At 33.1% G+C, this 15,308-nt stretch carries 18 protein-coding genes, 1 pseudogene and 1 riboswitch; of the genes and pseudogenes, 17 read left to right on the plus strand and 2 right to left on the minus strand.

What is annotated here, in order from left to right; all coding sequences use genetic code 11:
- Positions 1–71 precede the first annotated feature (71 nt).
- From AC1Q51_RS04355 to AC1Q51_RS04395, 9 genes and pseudogenes are all read left to right on the plus strand, one after another.
- Entirely contained in the window at positions 72–1,097 is a 1,026-nt protein-coding gene (locus AC1Q51_RS04355; protein ID WP_090976695.1) for a homoserine dehydrogenase, read from the plus strand.
- 89 nt (positions 1,098–1,186) lie between these two features.
- On the plus strand, positions 1,187–2,635 hold the full coding sequence (gene pdxR / locus AC1Q51_RS04360; RefSeq protein WP_000471611.1) for a MocR-like pyridoxine biosynthesis transcription factor PdxR: 1,449 nt from the start codon (positions 1,187–1,189) through the stop codon (positions 2,633–2,635).
- A gap of 4 nt (positions 2,636–2,639) precedes the next feature.
- Positions 2,640–3,554: a D-alanine--D-alanine ligase gene (locus AC1Q51_RS04365; protein WP_003270605.1), complete on the plus strand. Its 915-nt coding sequence runs from the start codon at positions 2,640–2,642 to the stop codon at positions 3,552–3,554.
- Positions 3,555–3,627: 73 nt separating this feature from the next.
- Positions 3,628–3,733: riboswitch (TPP riboswitch) on the plus strand.
- 127 nt (positions 3,734–3,860) lie between these two features.
- Positions 3,861–4,550, plus strand: a complete 690-nt coding sequence (tenA, locus tag AC1Q51_RS04370; RefSeq protein WP_071730521.1) for a thiaminase II — start codon at positions 3,861–3,863, stop codon at positions 4,548–4,550.
- Positions 4,551–4,968: 418 nt separating this feature from the next.
- Positions 4,969–5,211, plus strand: coding sequence for a DUF3937 family protein (locus AC1Q51_RS04375; protein ID WP_000494855.1), 243 nt, complete (start codon positions 4,969–4,971; stop codon positions 5,209–5,211).
- 548 nt (positions 5,212–5,759) lie between these two features.
- The gene (locus tag AC1Q51_RS04380; RefSeq protein WP_016512777.1) at positions 5,760–6,089 is read left to right on the plus strand and encodes a heterocycloanthracin/sonorensin family bacteriocin; all 330 of its coding nucleotides are present in this window, start codon (positions 5,760–5,762) and stop codon (positions 6,087–6,089) included.
- Positions 6,090–6,241: 152 nt separating this feature from the next.
- Positions 6,242–6,373, plus strand: a pseudogene (locus AC1Q51_RS04385) (site-specific integrase); the annotation flags it as partial.
- A 209-nt stretch (positions 6,374–6,582) separates the two neighbouring features.
- Complete coding sequence (locus AC1Q51_RS04390; protein ID WP_002041181.1) at positions 6,583–7,068, plus strand: hypothetical protein; 486 nt, start codon at positions 6,583–6,585, stop codon at positions 7,066–7,068.
- 311 nt (positions 7,069–7,379) lie between these two features.
- Complete coding sequence (locus AC1Q51_RS04395) at positions 7,380–8,051, plus strand: pPIWI_RE module domain-containing protein (protein ID WP_000736204.1); 672 nt, start codon at positions 7,380–7,382, stop codon at positions 8,049–8,051.
- Positions 8,052–8,119: 68 nt separating this feature from the next.
- Here the strand turns inward: AC1Q51_RS04395 and AC1Q51_RS04400 are convergent, their stop codons facing one another.
- The gene (locus AC1Q51_RS04400) at positions 8,120–9,229 is read right to left on the minus strand and encodes a site-specific integrase (RefSeq protein WP_098283028.1); all 1,110 of its coding nucleotides are present in this window, start codon (positions 9,227–9,229) and stop codon (positions 8,120–8,122) included.
- 303 nt (positions 9,230–9,532) lie between these two features.
- On the opposite strand from AC1Q51_RS04400, the gene AC1Q51_RS04405 reads away from it, so the two are divergent.
- The 4 genes from AC1Q51_RS04405 to AC1Q51_RS04420 all read left to right on the plus strand — a co-directional run bounded on the left by AC1Q51_RS04405 (position 9,533) and on the right by AC1Q51_RS04420 (position 12,940).
- On the plus strand, positions 9,533–10,681 hold the full coding sequence (locus AC1Q51_RS04405; protein ID WP_492331397.1) for an exosporium leader peptide-containing protein: 1,149 nt from the start codon (positions 9,533–9,535) through the stop codon (positions 10,679–10,681).
- 641 nt (positions 10,682–11,322) lie between these two features.
- Positions 11,323–12,474 carry an AimR family lysis-lysogeny pheromone receptor gene (locus AC1Q51_RS04410; RefSeq protein ID WP_000265308.1) on the plus strand — a complete coding sequence of 384 codons (1,152 nt, stop codon included), beginning with the start codon at positions 11,323–11,325 and terminating at the stop codon, positions 12,472–12,474.
- 37 nt (positions 12,475–12,511) lie between these two features.
- Entirely contained in the window at positions 12,512–12,658 is a 147-nt protein-coding gene (locus AC1Q51_RS04415; protein WP_000720922.1) for a hypothetical protein, read from the plus strand.
- 153 nt (positions 12,659–12,811) lie between these two features.
- Complete coding sequence (locus tag AC1Q51_RS04420; protein ID WP_000836783.1) at positions 12,812–12,940, plus strand: hypothetical protein; 129 nt, start codon at positions 12,812–12,814, stop codon at positions 12,938–12,940.
- 37 nt (positions 12,941–12,977) lie between these two features.
- Here AC1Q51_RS04420 and AC1Q51_RS04425 read toward each other — a convergent pair whose 3' ends face one another.
- A complete protein-coding gene (locus tag AC1Q51_RS04425) occupies positions 12,978–13,331 on the minus strand; it encodes a helix-turn-helix domain-containing protein (protein ID WP_000491237.1) in 354 nt (117 codons plus the stop codon).
- 200 nt (positions 13,332–13,531) lie between these two features.
- Between AC1Q51_RS04425 and AC1Q51_RS04430 the strand changes: the two genes are divergently transcribed.
- The 4 genes from AC1Q51_RS04430 to AC1Q51_RS04445 are packed head-to-tail and all read left to right on the plus strand — an operon-like array spanning position 13,532 to position 15,308.
- Entirely contained in the window at positions 13,532–13,723 is a 192-nt protein-coding gene (locus tag AC1Q51_RS04430; RefSeq protein ID WP_000854268.1) for a helix-turn-helix domain-containing protein, read from the plus strand.
- A gap of 41 nt (positions 13,724–13,764) precedes the next feature.
- On the plus strand, positions 13,765–14,031 hold the full coding sequence (locus AC1Q51_RS04435; protein ID WP_000522030.1) for a helix-turn-helix domain-containing protein: 267 nt from the start codon (positions 13,765–13,767) through the stop codon (positions 14,029–14,031).
- Positions 14,031–14,195, plus strand: coding sequence for a hypothetical protein (locus tag AC1Q51_RS04440; RefSeq protein WP_000390284.1), 165 nt, complete (start codon positions 14,031–14,033; stop codon positions 14,193–14,195). Before AC1Q51_RS04435 ends, AC1Q51_RS04440 begins: the two co-directional genes overlap by 1 nt.
- A 57-nt stretch (positions 14,196–14,252) precedes the next feature.
- The gene (locus AC1Q51_RS04445; RefSeq protein WP_001093547.1) at positions 14,253–15,308 is read left to right on the plus strand and encodes a DnaD domain-containing protein; all 1,056 of its coding nucleotides are present in this window, start codon (positions 14,253–14,255) and stop codon (positions 15,306–15,308) included.

Raw genomic sequence — 15,308 nt, forward strand, 5'->3', positions numbered from 1 at the left:
CTCGATGGAATTCGAGAGCGCTTTATATTATATTGAAAGAGGGATTTGGTAGAAAAATATGGGGGGATATTATGAAAATTCAAGTTGTATTATCAGGATACGGAACAGTAGGCAGAGAGTTTATAAAATTATTAAATGAAAAATATTCATATATATATGAAACATATGGGATTCAATTAATTGTAAGCGGCGTATTAGGGAGAAATATTGCAATACATAATGAAGACGGCTTATCACTTCATCATTTATTAATGTATGGTGGCGGTACCGCTGCAATTGAAAAATATTTAGAATATCATCCGAAGGAACGTGCAACAACTAGCATAAGTGGTACTGTATTGGTAGAATCAACAGTTACAAATCTTAAAGATGGAAATCCAGGGAAACAATATATGAAACAAGCGATTGAGAAACAGATGGATATAGTAGCAATTTCTAAAGGTGCGCTCGTTACAAACTGGAGAGAAATAAATGAAGCAGCAAGAGGCGCAAATGTACGAATTCGATATAGCGGTGCAACAGCCGCTGCACTACCGACACTAGATATTGGACAATTTAGTTTAGCTGGTTGCAGTATTGATAAAATAGAAGGAATATTAAATGGAACAACTAATTATATTCTTACGAAAATGTATGAGGAAGATATGACATTTGAAGAAGCGCTGAAAGAAGCACAAAATAAAGGGATTGCTGAGACAAACCCTATATTAGATATAAGTGGTTCAGATAGTGCGTGTAAATTGTTACTTTTGACTAACAGCTTAATGGAAACAGAGAAAACACTTACTGATATACATATAAAAGGAATTGAGCACGTTACAAAACAGCAAATACAAAATGCTAAGAAACAACATAAAATTATTAAATTAATAGCATCAATATATAAGGATGAGGGTGGCAATGTGAATTTAAGTGTTGAACCGTGCGAAATAGAAAAAGATCATCCGTTAGCAAATGTAAATGGGACCGAAAAAGGAATTACATTCTTTACAGATACGATGGGACAAGTTACTACAATTGGTGGGGCTTCTAATCCACGAGGCGCTGCAGCTGCAGCTTTAAAAGATGTAATTAACTTATATCGAAAAGATTTGTAAGACCGTACCGCCCTTTATAAAAAATACATATGTCGTGGACCTTTTAAGAATGAAATAAATATGCAAAAATGATTGCAGGGGGTAAGGAATTGTTTAAGGATTTTAAAGTTGTTAAAGATCGTCCCGTTTATATTCAATTAAAAGACTATTTGAAAAAGATGATTATGAAAGGGCATTTGCTCGGGGATCAAAAAATCCCATCAACAAGGGAACTAAGTGAATTACTAAGTGTGAGTAGAAACACTGTACTCGCTGCTTATGCAGATTTAGAGCAAGAAGGACTCATTTATGCAGTTAAAGGAAAAGGGAACTTTGTTGCGAAGGTGGATATATCTAACACTTCGTCTGTTGAAATAGATTGGAAAAATAAACTTAATACAGTGACCGCATTAGCGGACGAATTAGATTTAATGAAACATGGTGTTCGTTGGGAAAAGGGAATGATTGTTTTTAATAGTATAGCCCCGGATGAGAAGCTATTTGATGTTGAAAATTTCAAAAGAGCTTTTCTTACTCGTATGTCCATTGAAGGGGACATCGTATTGAACTACGGATATGCAAAGGGATATAGACCGTTAATGAATTATTTACTTCATTACATGGAAATGAAAGGTGTAGACATTTCGAATAAAGATATTCTAATTACAAATGGATTTACAGAAGGATTGGATATTGTACTCTCTTCTTTATCAAAAAAATCCGGTCGTGTCATTTGTGAGAATCCAACTCACCATGCTGCACTTAAGCTTTTCCGTTTACATGGACTTGAAGTTCATGGGATTGATATGCATGAGGATGGTATTGATACGAATGAAGTTGAAAAAAGTTTGCGTGAAAAAGATTTTGATTTTGCTTATTTAATTCCTTCTTATCATAATCCAACCGGTATTGTTACGAGTTCAGAGAAAAGAACGGAATTGATGAGGTTATTCTCAAAATACAACGTTCCTATTATAGAGGACGGATTTAATGAAGAATTACGTTATTCAGGTTCACATTTAGCTCCATTATTAACTTTTGCTGGTGCTGGCAATAATGTGATTTATATTAGTAGCTTTTCAAAGGTACTTTTCCCTGGTTTACGTGTAGGGTGGATTATTGCAGATAAAGAGCTGATTCATTATTTAGAAAGCGTAAAAAGAGCAAGAACGATTCACACATCTACGCTAGATCAAGCTGTTCTGTTTCAATATTTACATGAGGGATATTTTGAAAAATATTTAAAAAAGGCAAGATCTGTTTATAAGAAAAAATATGAGTTAGCTGTCGGGGCATGTAACCAGTACATTCCTTTCAAAAGAATGACTGGAGATGGTGGACTGCATTTATTTATAGAGCTAGAAGAGCATATGAACGCCCGCACACTTTTACAAAAGTGTTATGAGAAAGGCGTTACGTTTTCACCTGGAGATGTTTTTTACTCTGATGGAGAAGGAGCGAACACTTTCCGATTAGGGTTTTCGCGCTTGAAAGAAGAAGAAATAGTTCGGGGAATTAAAATAATTGGTGATACATTAAAAAATGAAAATTGGAGTTGAGAAAATGAAAATCGGTGTTATTATGGGCGGGGTATCGTCTGAAAAACAAGTTTCAATTATGACCGGGAATGAAATGATTGCTCATTTAGATAAAAATAAGTATGAAATAGTCCCAATTACATTAAATGAAAAAATGGATTTAATTGAAAAAGCGAAAGACATTGACTTTGCATTGCTCGCATTACACGGAAAATACGGAGAAGATGGGACAGTTCAAGGAACACTGGAGAGTTTAGGGATTCCTTATAGCGGAAGTAATATGTTATCTAGTAGTATATGTATGGATAAAAATATTTCGAAAAAGATTTTACGTTATGAAGGTGTAGAAACACCAGATTGGATTGAACTTACAAAAATGGAGGATCTAAATCTTGATGAGTTAGATAAGTTAGGATTTCCATTAGTGGTAAAACCAAACTCCGGCGGATCGAGTGTCGGGGTGAAAATCGTTTACAATAAAAATGAATTGATCTCAATGCTAGAAACTGTATTCGAATGGGATTCTGAAGTAGTAATTGAGAAGTATATAAAAGGTGATGAAATTACATGTTCTATTCTGGATGGAAAACAGTTACCTATAGTTTCAATTCGACATGCAGCCGAGTTTTTTGATTACAATGCAAAATATGATGATACTAGTACAGTTGAGGAAGTTATCGAACTTCCAGCAGAAATTAATGAACGTGTAAATAAAGCTTCACTGGCTTGTTATAAAGCATTAAAATGTAGTGTTTATGCAAGAGTTGATATGATGGTGAAGGACGGAATTCCATATGTAATGGAAATTAATACATTACCAGGGATGACACAATCAAGCCTATTGCCCAAAAGTGCAGAAGCAGCGGGAATTAGTTATAGCAAACTATTAGATATGATTATTGAAACATCATTAAAAGTTAGAAATGAAGAAGGGTTTTAAGGAGATTATATAACTAATTCTTTTGACAGTTTCACGAAGTATGCTATGATGAATACATTATAAAAACAAAATATTTATCCACTAGGGGGGCCTTTTATAGGCTGAGATCAAATGTGATTTTGAGACTCTTAGTACCTGATCTGGTTAATGCCAGCGTAGGGAAGTGGGAAAGACGTTGCTATTTAATGAGTAAATAAATACTGTCAATTTCACTTTCTTTACGCCTGTAAAGAAAGTTTTTTTATTTTACAGCTTTAATAATTGTGGATAAATACTTATATTTTATACATTAGTGGAGGGATTTAAATGACTTTTTCACAATCATTACGTAAAGAAGTAGATTCAATTTGGGAAGCGAGTTTTAACCATCCTTTTGTAAAAAAACTTGGTGAAGGAACATTAGATTTAGCTAGTTTTCGCTATTATGTGCTTCAAGATTCATATTATTTGAGTCATTTTGCTAGAGTACAAACTTTAGGAGCTGCAAAAGCTCTTGAATTAGAGACGACAGCTCGTATGGCACATCATGCTCAAAATACATATGAGGCCGAGTTATCTTTACATGAGAATTTTGCTAAAAAGCTAGGGATAACAAAAGAAGAAAAAGATAATTTTATTCCTGCGCCAACTGCATATGCGTATACTTCACATATGTATCGTGCTGCGTATGAAGGGCATTTAGGAGATATCATTGCAGCAATTTTACCTTGCTATTGGTTGTATTATGAAATTGGCGAACGCTTAAAAGAGTGCCAGCCGGAAGAGCCAATTTATAACGAATGGATTTCTGCTTATGGATCTGATTGGTTCCGTACGCTAGTTGAAGAACAAATTACACGTTTAGATACTATCGCTGAAAAAGTAACAGAGGTAGACCTCAAACGTATGAAACAGCATTTTATTATTAGCAGTCAATATGAATATTCATTTTGGGAAATGGCTTATACATTAGAAAAGTGGCCAGTGGATACAGACGTAAAAGACGTAATTGGATAAAGAATAGAAATAATGTTATAGATAGGTATGGATCATACCTATCTATATATTTTTTCTTGTCAAATTTGCGCAAAGTCATTAGTGCTACGGATATGGCGAAATAAAATATCGATAATTTAGCTCATTTACTTGTCTACGCATTAACTGGATAAACTTCTGTCACATTTATTTTACAATCAAAGAACGTAAATGTTGGTGGTATGAAGTTAAATAAGAAAAGAAACCCGAGCTGTTAGCTGTAACGGAGTTGTTTTTTCTTTGCAGGAATTTCTAAATTATCATGGAGTGTTGTTAATACGATATGCAAATATGCATATCGTATTTTTTTGAGTTCTTTATGTGTTAAAATTAGATATAAAGATATGGAAATATAAAGAAGCAAAAGCAGGAATATCCAATAAATTTTGAGAGGTGTTATATGTTTACAAATAAGAAATTAATTCGATTTGGTTTATCGTTGTTTGTATTTTTAGGGATAATTAATTTTACAATCAGCTATTTCCAAACATATCTTGAAACAGCAGCAGATATTAAATGGGTAATTCCAGAAATTTGGAAAACTATTTTGCTAGATGTTCCTCAAGGTATACTTGTTCTTTTAGGCGCAATTGCTTTATATGATTTCACAAAAGAGGCATCACAAAAAGACGCATCAATCTAAGTGTGTCTTTTTTCTATTAGGAATTTCATAGAGAGTTTGGCTGGAGAAATAGAATGAAAAGCCCTAATAAGGGCTTTTTTCTTTGTAGGAATTTCTTATCTGTCATAGAAACCGGTTACTTGGAGGTGTTATAGTGAAAGGCATTTACAGTACAGAAAAATCTAAGCGGCAGACGGAAATATATAGGATATGACAACATAATTATTGAGAAATTAATTGAATTTAGTAGGTATGAAGATATGAGGCTAGAATTCATATTTTTTAATTTTTATTTATCCCGCATTAACGGGCTGTTCGTAAAAGCCTGATTGGTGAGGGCTAATAATCAGCGGGGGATGAACTCCCCCCACTGATTAAAGTTTCATTTTATAAAAATGAGCCCATAGCAAAAATAGGTATATGAACAAGGTGCATCATTTAGTGATAAGTCATACTTTGTTGGTGTACGTATTGAACTTAGTTTATAGCACTATTTTTACTTAGATGTAACGAACAGAAATATAGGGAAGCATCAATGAGGTTGTATTTTATAAACGGAGGTTATGAAAATGAATCAGTTTCAACAAGAACTACAAGCGTTAAGTCTTAATGATTACCGGTCTGGAAATATTGTCTATTGGGACCAGCAAAACCAATATCCATATTACTATATTGAAGATGCTGCTCGTCGCTGTGGCGGTTGTGGTCGTTGTGGTGGTTGTGGTGGAGGTCGTTGTGGCGGATTCCGTTGTGGTGGATTCCGTTGTATTGGTTGCTTCGGTTGTTTTGGTTGCGGAGGTTGCGGAGGTTGTGGCGGCTGTGGTGGTTGCTCTAATTGTTTTGATGGTTTTAGTGGTACTACTGATACTACTGGTACTATTGTAACGTATGAATATTAATTACATTTATCCCACTATTTGCGGGTAATAAAATCTCCCTTAAAATTCAGAGAGAGCAAAGAGAAGTTAGGTGGCGGACTGTCCATAAAAGCCCGATTGGTGAGAGCTGATTAAAGCTTCACTTTATCAATTAAAAAACATTAGTTTTATATATGTACTTGCCGACAAAGAATATAGCCATTATTAATGGATATATTCAGTCATTCAAGTGAAAGAGTAACAATAAGATATATAGGTGTAATCAAGAGGTGATGGATAAAGCAATGACTAGATTTAAAATCTAATCATTGCTTTTTTCTTATGGTTTTATCATCAAATATCTGTCTGGTTTAGGGATTGATTTCTTCTAGCTAATGAATTTATTACAACTTTGTAAGGTTAATGTAATGTTAATCGATAGTAAATGAAGATGCTTGAGTGTAATTTAAATAAGATTAAAAAGTACTGTTTATCTATAAAATAATCGGGTAAATAATATGTAATTAGGAAGTGTATGAATATGATTGAACTAAAATCTATTATCCATTCGTATAAACTAAAGAGAAAAATAGCTAAAGATTTATACGGAAAAAGAGATGAATTGACACTGTTATTAAATGAATTTAATAAAATGAAATGTACAGTAACATCTGAAAAGAAGAAAAACAATATATTATCTCGTTTGCAACTAATTTATCAAAATATGAAATTAGATAAGCAGTATCCTCTATCAGTTGCTTTTGATAGTAAATTATTGGAGCGATTAGAAAAAGAACCTCTACATACTATTGAGGATGGTGTAACATGTTTACATCTAATGTTAGATGTGAATTATGAGAAAATAAAACAATATGGTTCGAGTACAAGTAGGTCATTTGTTCCATTATCGCAGTCTTCTATTTGTCTTGCTGATTGTATTTGTTTAACAGGAGTTGTAGTAGGTTTACTAGGAGCAATTTCATTTGGGGGATTACTGTTATCTATATGTTCAATTACATAAAGGTTGATATTTGTAAAAAGGGCACCGAATTAAGGTGTTCTTTTTTGGTTTTTTTGTAAAGATATTGTAAATGATAAGTACAATGCATTAAGTGTAATGTATAATTCGAATGTATCGAAATTAAAATATAATAGAGGTGTTATACATGATAATTACTTTGAATTTTTAAAAGAGTCGGTTTGATAATAATTTATGTAGATAAACAGTTTTTACGTTTCTTTTAAATACTTGGTTTAAATGGATGAGATTAAGTAACTATTGTTCTAGCTTTTTGATAATCAAGACAACTGAAGAAAGGAAGGAATCATTTTATGAAAAAATTAAGGCTGCTAACATTTGAAAATATAGTAGAACCCCTTTTAAATGAAAAGGTATCATTTATATACTTTCCTATTGAATGGCTGGACATCGTAGAGATACATTATAAGACATTTTTATTAACGAGTAAGTTGAAACGTTTGAATGAAAGATTGTATGATATGTTTTCGGATATATTGTTTATTCAGCATAACCCGTACGTATTAAATGAAAATACACCATGGATTGTATCGAAAGAACCTATTAGACAAGAGCAGCTCGATTATATTTTTCAAAGTTGGTATGAGATTATTCATGATTGGAAACCAAATAGATTAGTAGAACCACCAAAATATGAATGGCAATCCGATTTGATTTCTAATTTGCCAGTACTACATGATAATGAAACGTATTCTAAGTGGGTGCCCGCTTTAATCTCACATATTTTTTGTGAGCGTCCTATATATTTAGAAAATACAAATGAAGAAGAAATCTATTTTTCCCCTCTTAGATCACAAAATATTTGTGAGGCGATGTCAGGGCCGATAAAAGATGAAAAAACACAAGATTTTTTCTCCTATGTATATCGATTCGAATGCATAACCCGCGGTGGTGAGAACGCTCCATTATTAAATATTTCAATAGGGATTCGGAGATTTTATCAAGAATATAAGATGATAGGTTAAACAAGCCCTGATATAACAACGTTTGTTTGACCTGTTTTTATGAATTGCAAACATTTTGCAAACATACGTTATCCAAAGATGCTTTTACCAAAGTTTTTAACGGCTTCTTCTTGCATATTCGGTAAAACATGAGAATAGACACTTAATGTCATTGAAATATCTGTATGACCTAATCTCTCACTGATGATTTTAGGGTTAACTCCTTGTTTCAATAGTATAGTTGCGTGTGTATGTCTTAAATCATGGAATTTAATTTCTTTTATACCTACTTTGTGTGTCGCCCTAATGAAACTTTTTCTGAAAGGTGCTCTTTTTATGATTCTTCCAAACTCATTACAATTTATTAAATCTTGATCTAGATAAGCAGAACCAAACCTTAATTTCTCTTTATTAATTAAAATTTTATGTTTTTTTAAGGCGGCTATTGTTTCATTAGGTACAGGAATTGTGCGTTTTGAAGAATTTGTTTTTGCAGTTTTTTTGATCTTATTGTCATGACCAGATGTTTGATTTATTGTAACGGTATGTTTTTCAAAATCAACATCCTGCCATCGTAAACCTAAAACTTCTCCCAGACGCATACCTGTAGTTATTGCAAGTAGATACCCAATGTGATATCGTGATTCTTGTGAATGAGCTAAAAACTTTTTTACTTCTTCCTCTGTCCAAGTCTGGATAGGGGTTTTTTCTTTTTTAGGTATCTCAGCAAAATCTGCTGGATTTCGAGACATAATATTTTGTTTTACGGCTAGGTTTAAAGCGCTTTTTAAAATTCTATGCATAAGCAGAATAGAATTGCTTGCAATCCCTTTATCTATCGTAGTCTTATAGCATTTTTGAATGTGCATAACATTTAATTTATGAAGCGCGACCATTCCTATACTAGGTATAACATGTTGGTTGATAAATGCCCTATAGCCAGCAAAGGTGCTCTTTTCTATGCTCATACTTTTAATTTCTAGCCAATGATTTAGATAATCCTTTAACGTAACTTTAGATGGCTCTATAAAAGTTCCTTCATTCAACTCTGTAATTTTCTTTGCTACATCGGCCTGTGCTTCTTTTTTTGTCTTATATCCAGAAAACCACTTCTGTCTTCTTTTTCCTGTCTCTGGATCAGGACCGATATCAATAACGATACAGTATTTATTTCCTCTTTTTCGAATATGTCCTTTCACTTAAAACACTCCTTCATTTGTTTTGAATCATGTTGTATAAGTCTGGTTGTAATTTTGCTGCTATGAAAATTACATAGTTGGACATATCAGCGATGGATATATTTTACCATATATGAACAGAATTGATTATTTAATATATTGGTTGTTTTTTACAAAAGTTAATTTTATAAAAGAATTTTGTATATTTAAGGAAATATTTTTATTTAAAATATTTTATTTGGAATAGTACATCTTGTATATATCATATTTTGTACAATTAATATTTTCTTAATTAAGAAATGATTTTTATTTGGAGTGAGATATATGGAGAGGAAAAAGAAATGGGAAGGATTAAACTCTAAAAATCTATCTGCTAGTTCACTGGATTCGAGTTTAATAGGACCGACATTGCCACCGATTTCCTCATTTACTCTACCAACGGGAGCAAGTGGAGCAACAGGTCCGACAGGCCCAACGGGAGTAACCGGAATAACAGGCCCAATAGGTCCAACGGGAGCAACTGGAATAACAGGTCCAACGGGAGTAACCGGGATAGCAGGCCCAACAGGTCCAACGGGAGTAACCGGGATAACAGGCCCGACAGGTCCAACGGGGGTAACTGGAATAACAGGCCCAACAGGTCCAACGGGGGTAACTGGAATAACAGGCCCAACAGGCCCAACGGGGATAACTGGAATAACAGGCCCAACAGGTCCAACGGGAGTAACCGGAGTAACAGGTCCTTCAGGAGGCCCGGCAGGTCCAACAGGTCCAACAGGTCCTTCAGGAGGTCCAATAGGTCCAACTGGAATAACAGGCCCGACAGGCCCAACGGGAGCAACTGGAATAACAGGCCCGACAGGCCCAACGGGAGCAACTGGAATAACAGGTCCAACAGGCCCAACGGGAGCAACTGGAATAACAGGCCCGACAGGCCCAACAGGTCCAACAGGTCCAACAGGTCCAACAGGTCCAACGGGATTTGAATCTGCATTCAGAGCTTTCAAATCTACTGATCAGTCCGTTATTGCTAATACACTGTCTATAGTAACATTTGAAACTACACAATTCGATTTAAATGGTGAATATGATGGTGTATCAACATTTATACCGCAACAAGATGGAGTATATTTAATTATTACTACTATAATTTTTAGTCCTACTGATGATACCCTAAATTATGTGACGGAAGTATTTATAACAGTTAACAGTACTTTAATAGCAGGAGATGATAGCTTTTTTGGTGGAAATACTGGGCTTTTAAATGCGGTAACAGTTTCTACGATTGTACAATTGAATGCAGGGGATATGGTGCAAGTTCAAGCTGGTAGTACCATAGATGGCGCTATTGCATCTCCACTTCTTACAAATTTTCAAGCTGCGAGGTTTCCATCACCAGTTCCAAATACACTTTTCTTATTAAATAATTTATCTGCAGATTGGAGTAAAAGGCCATTCAGTAGAAAATCATAATTATGTTCATTTTTAAAATACCCTAAAGAAAATGATGAATTTAGATTGAGTTTGTCTATTAAGAATAAGAAAAGCCACTTAGATGAGTGGCTTTTCTTATTCTTAAATTATGGCATATACAGTTAAAACTAAATGATTACATAATTGGAAATAGTTAAACTTGTACTATTTTGGTTCAGGATAGTAATTTTAATATAAAATTTCAATAGGTATTTATTAACTTTACATCTCTAAAAGAATAATTGAACTTTTGCTATCACTATAGTTACATATAAACCGATTATCAAATGCAATATTTCATATTTTTAACTGTCAAAAAACTAGACTTATATTAGTATTTTTAACTTTCTCAAGTATTTTCAGAATATAAGAGAATAGATGTTTGGGTTATTTGTGATAGAATATTCTTAATAATATAATTTGACGGAACGAAAAAGACCCATAGCGTGTGTAATTGTGCTGGGAACACTTTTACACCGTTTGCCCTAATTGTAGTAGGGAAAACATTTGCCATGAGCCTTTCAGTTACGACTATGCGTAACATATATGGCTAGTATAACACAACTTTTAGATGTAATTCATCATTAAGGTGCGTTTTCATGATAGGGAAGTGTGTCTTGTTCCAATAAGGGGGACAAAACATGTGGAAAGCTCTAAATCAAATTGAAAAAGAGTTATGTGCAGCTGGAATAAGAAAAAATAAACTCGCAAATTATTGGGGAGTTAAGCCAAGTACTGTTACAAAAGTTTTTAAAGGTAACACAGACATGAGTTTTGGCTTTCTTTCTAAGACAGCCATCCTATTAAACAAAGGCATACAGGTTCAAGAAAATTTATTAACAGATTATATATATATAACGAAACCAAAATCAGAAAACTTACGTGAGGCAATGGAGGATTTAGCTTTAAGGGGAAAGTTTAATCTATTAATTAATATTATCAATAGTGAATCACAATCAAAGGTAGCAGAAAATAGAGAATTTGCTAATGTGTATAGAATTATATATAAACGATATATAGGTGAGATTGATGCTACACAGTACCATAAGGCATTAAGCCTGGAAAGTAAATCAATAAGAACAACAGAGATGGAAGTGTTAATTGAAATTTTATTATGCCAAGCGCAATATCAATCGGGTAATTTTACTTCTTTAAATGAGCGATTAAAATCTCTTGAAATAAAAATAAATAAAGTAAGTAATAGGTACATTCGAGAATGTTATAAATTACGATATAAAGAAGCCATTGCCGTTACTTCGTTGCAGGGTGGTGAAGTCAGTGAAGCAAGACATTTTAGCATGGAACTATTAGATGATCTTGAATGGGATAACTTTTTTTCTTTTCCAAAAGTAAATGCATATTTAAAGTTAGGTGAATCTTATATTTTTTCAGCGAATGAATATGAGAAGGCAAAATATTATTTGGAAAAGACTCTTGAAGTGATAGGGGATAGTAAGATTAATGGAATTGAGAGAAAAAGAAAAATGGTGCAACATACATTATCATTTCTAAAGATTCATCATGATAAAGGAATTAGTAGCTTAGATGTTGTCCATCCAGGTGAATTAGCATATTTAAGGATTAAACAAGGTAAGAAGATTGAAGCGAGAAAACTATTAAATCAATTAAATGAGAAGAATGGAAGATTAACAGACATACAGACTGCATATTTAGGTTTAACATATGAAGGTACAAAAAAAGAAGAGTTAATGAAACGTTCTCTTTTGATGTGTCAAAAATCAGGGAATATATTTTATTCAAATTTACCAAAAATACACTTGGGTTTAATTTGAATAATTGGTATAATTGTCTTCGGAAAGAGGTGACATAATGAAAAAAATAATTACAATCATTCCTGCGCTATTAATAGCTGCTACATTATTCATTAACACTGATTCTATAAAAGAAAAGCCTAGTACAAATAATTCAAAACCTACAATTCAACACATGATGGTTGACCCTGGTGGCGGCTGGTAAAATACATAATAAAGGTATATATATTACAAATGACATCGTCTTAATTGACGATGTCATTTGTAATTTTAGGAGAAATTTCTTTTTTTACTGAAAGAAGAAAAAAGAAATTATTGTAAAAAAAATCCAAAAATAAAAAGAGGGAGATCGAAGAAGATGAAAAGTAAAGAAGGGGAAGTTAATCTAATTAAACAAGCTTTATTACTTTTGCAAGAAGAAGATAATCCAAAAGAGAAATTATTTTCTATTTGTTTGAGTGAATCAAAAAAAGAAAAAGTCATGTAAAAAAGACTATCTAACTTTCTTGGATAGTCTTTTTATACTACATATTTCCTTTAGATTTCTCGTAGTTCACAAACATCTCTAATTGCTCTAATGCTTTTTTTCGTTGTTCTTCAGGTAAGTCATTAATGATTTGAAGAATTTCGTGTGCTTCTTTTGTTAACTGTAAGTCTTCGCCCGCTGTTAAATCTGGTGAATCAGATAAACCTAACAAATAATCTGTTGTTACTTTTAAATAATTTGCTATCTTCTGAAGTGTACGTGTACCGGGTGCTTTTTTTCCCTCGACATAATTATAAACAGAAACATGACTAACACCAATTTCGTCAGCTAACTGTTGTTGGGTGATGCTCTTCTTTTCAATTAATGATTTCAATCTCTCATGACTAAACATAATAAAAAACACCCCAAGTTTATTTTATATGAAATTATTTTTTCTTAATTACTATTATGGTGTCACACTGTCATTATATATTAACTATCAGTTAAGTGAAAAGGTAATTTTTTTGAAAAAAGTTTTGGGAAACACTTGAACTTAACTTTAGGTTAAGTTATTATGTAATTAACAACAAAAACGGAAGAGAGGAGTTGTTTATGAAAACTCTAAAGCAGCTACGTGTAGAACAGGGATATACATGTAAGGAAGTAGCTGAAGCCGTTGGTATTACTGAAGTTTATTATTGGTATATAGAAAACGGGAAGCGTCGACCTTATTATGATTTAATTGTGAAAATTGCTGAGTTTTTTAAAGTGAAGTTAGATGCAATTAAAATTTTTTGTCCATAACTTAACTTTTGGTTAAGTGAATTAGAAAGGAGCAAAACAAAATGGGATTAGATCAAATCATTAAAGAGTCAATCCGCGAAGTTGTTCGCGAAGAAATTCAAGCAGCTTTAGCTTCATTCCAACAACAATCACAACCAAACAAGGTAATGAGGGTGAAAGAAGCAGCTGCTTACCTCAATATAGCAGTTTGTAGAATGTATGAATTAGCAAATCACCCACATTTTCCAGTGATCAGGGAAGGACGTAAATTACTTTTCTTGCAAAAGGATTTAGAAGCTTGGCTTGAAGCACAAAAGGAGGTGATTTAGTGGAAGATACAACCTCATTAGCTATATTAGCGATATTAATTGCATGTGGTTCATGTTTGTTTTACATAACTTATGAACCAATAAAACAATGGGCTTGGAGTGATGTGAAGCAAAGTAAAAAGACCCATTGCAGTGGGTCCTTTTCAAAAAATAAGTTGTTATAAGTATAACACGGAAAATAGGAAGATAGCACATTGGTTTTATGAAAAGGAGTGAAAACTATGAACACCAAGGTATTACAAATAGGGCAAATAAATTTTCGTGGCAATGTTATAGATCATGGATGGTTTAAAACACTTACATTAGATAATGGTAAACCTAATATTGTTGCAATTACTATCTTAGGAGAAATTGTTTATTGGTATAAACCTACTGAAGTAAGAAGTGAAGAATCTAGTCAAGTTCAATATAAGCAAAAGTTTAAGGCAGACACGCTTCAAAAGAGCTATCAACAATTAGCCGATTCATTTGGATTTACAAAAAGACAAGTAAAAGAAGCGTGTGACTTTCTGAAAGAACGTGGACTTATAAAAATTGAGTTTAGGACGATTCTTGTTAACGGAACTAGGTGTAATAACGTTATGTATGTTGAACCTGTACCTGAAATGGTTCAGAAAATATCCATTATGTATTGGGGAAATGGTAACCCTCCTACACTGAAAAGTAATAGCCCTGTTACTTTAGAAAGCAAGAGGGTCTTACATTCTAGAGCAATACCCTTCTACGATAAAACGGAAGAGTCTCTTACACTAGAACGTAAGACAAATACAGAGATTACTACAAATATTACTACAAATATAAATGATGATGATGCTACCTCAACTCAGAAATTAATTGATCAAGAATTTAAAATTAGTTACAACTTTTTACTTGAAAAGGGAATTCCTTTAAGTGAAATTGCAATTCAAGAATTAGGTGAGTTTTGCGATAGATTCGGTAATGAATTAGTTATTCACGCTGTTAATAAAGCAATTGATGAAAATGTACCAAAGTGGAGATATATCCGCAGTATTTTAAGTAGTTGGGAAAAGGAAAAAGTAAAAACATTAAATGAGGTTGCTGCTTTAGATACTCGATTTGAAATGAGTAAGAAAAACAATAAACGTACTGGTAAAGGTTATTCCAAACGAACGGAAGTTGTACCGGATTGGTTACGCAAACAAGAAGAACAAGAGCCAATACAGCAGCCACAGCAAACTCAAAGCGATGATTTTGAAAATAATAAGAAACGTTTGGATGAGATTCTAAATAAATATAAAAATATTAAAGGGGAGTAA

Source organism: Bacillus sp. MT94, assembly GCF_058792475.1.